The organism is Enterobacter cloacae complex sp. P13B, from assembly GCF_014895915.1.
Taxonomy (GTDB): domain Bacteria; phylum Pseudomonadota; class Gammaproteobacteria; order Enterobacterales; family Enterobacteriaceae; genus Enterobacter; species Enterobacter bugandensis.
Map to the genome: position 1 here is coordinate 1 of NZ_JADBQN010000105.1, position 1,625 is coordinate 1,625.

Annotated in this window: 1 pseudogene; it reads left to right on the plus strand. The window is 39.6% G+C overall.

Annotated elements, in window-relative coordinates:
- Positions 1-744, plus strand: a pseudogene (locus IM273_RS22070) (exonuclease SbcC); the annotation flags it as partial.
- Between the last annotated feature and the right edge of the window lie 881 nt (positions 745-1,625).

Here is a 1,625-nt window from a genome sequence, read left to right on the forward strand (position 1 = left end):
TTTATTACTCCATTTCTCACCCAACGTGATTCTTTATTAAAAGAAATAACATCTGTAAGTAAAAAAAGAGAGGCTTTAGTATCAAGCTTAAAAGTTAGAAACCGTCAAGAGGAACTTTTAACCAAGCAAAAAAGCCTTACAGATAATATAGAAACTCTTACAGAAAAACTTAACGACTTAAGAGTTAATGCTCCTAGCATAGATGGTATATTATCTTCTTTAGGGGATGATTTGATGATTTTTTTAACCGGTGTGAAAATAAAAAATAGAACTGGGATAAGTATAAGTAAAAAACATTTCTCGCCCATTGTAAGAGATAGAGACTATTTTAATATTACATCTGGAGGTTTAAGAACTATTATTTCCATAGGGTATATGTCATCAATATTAAAGAGCTCTATTGACTCAGACATAAACCATCCTCGTTTTTTGATGCTTGATACTATAGGTAAGTATCTCGGAAAAAACTTGAAGACGAAATATGCATCCGAGACCAATATAATAGATGATATTGATGAAGGAATTTCTGATCCAGAAAAATATGAAAACATCTATAATGCACTCATAGAAATAACCAATTATGCGCAGAAAAAAAGAAGCCCGTGTCAGATAATTGTTGTAGACAATGATGTCCCTGATAAGCTTTCTGACAGATTAAAAGCTATAACTGTTGCTCACTATAGTGCAAATAAGGAAAACGGGTTACCTGTCGGACTAATTGATGATGTCATTTACAAACATTAACTACTTTAGATTGAGGGATGCTAAACTTTGGTTTTCACTGTGATACTTACAGGAAAACCACAGGGATGCCATCATTCCATTGCCGCACCCCAGCTCGAGGATATGGCTACCTCAGGCTCTCTCATAATCCTGCGCTCCGGACGAATATCTGTTCTGGTGCAGGGAGCTTTAATGCCCGGAATAACATTCCTCATATGTGCCGGGGAGATAGTATTTGCCATCAGGCGAGGGTCTGGTTCCTCCCGGTCAACCATTCATGCCCCGCAGACCGTTTTCCCCGGCAAGTCTGGCTCCGCCGTTGGCATCATTTGTACGCTACAGTTTGCACCCGTCCTTTGAGTCACTCTGCCCGGCATAAGTCAATGCTGAAAATGCCAGGGTATACAGCATAAAAAAATCAATATCTTACTCATACTTTATCCTCTTTCCGCACTCATCATCTGACCGTTATCGAATCAGCCTGCTGTTCAGTCACTTTCAGCCCCGCCCCCGCGAGTGCGGTACAGAGAGCATCACTGATGGTCATCCTGCCTTTAACGGGATTACCCCTGACCGGGGCCGTCCTGCTGAGGTCTATCCGGATAAAACACCCGGTCCCTTGCGCCAGTTGCTGATCTGTTTCATCAAACCGGGAAAACTGATATCGTAATTCGCAATGGTGTAACATTTGCCTTCCGGCACATGAGCATCCGGGGAAGCATTGCATGAAATAATTAAGAAAATCGATTGACCGATAACAATTAGACTATTTTAATGGGCAAGCAATTAAAGGCAACAGAATAATTTAAATATATCTGATTAATTTCCTTATTGTTATGACAAAATATAAAATCGACTACAAAAAAAGGTTCAACCTATGGAAACAGTAGATAGGTCAACAA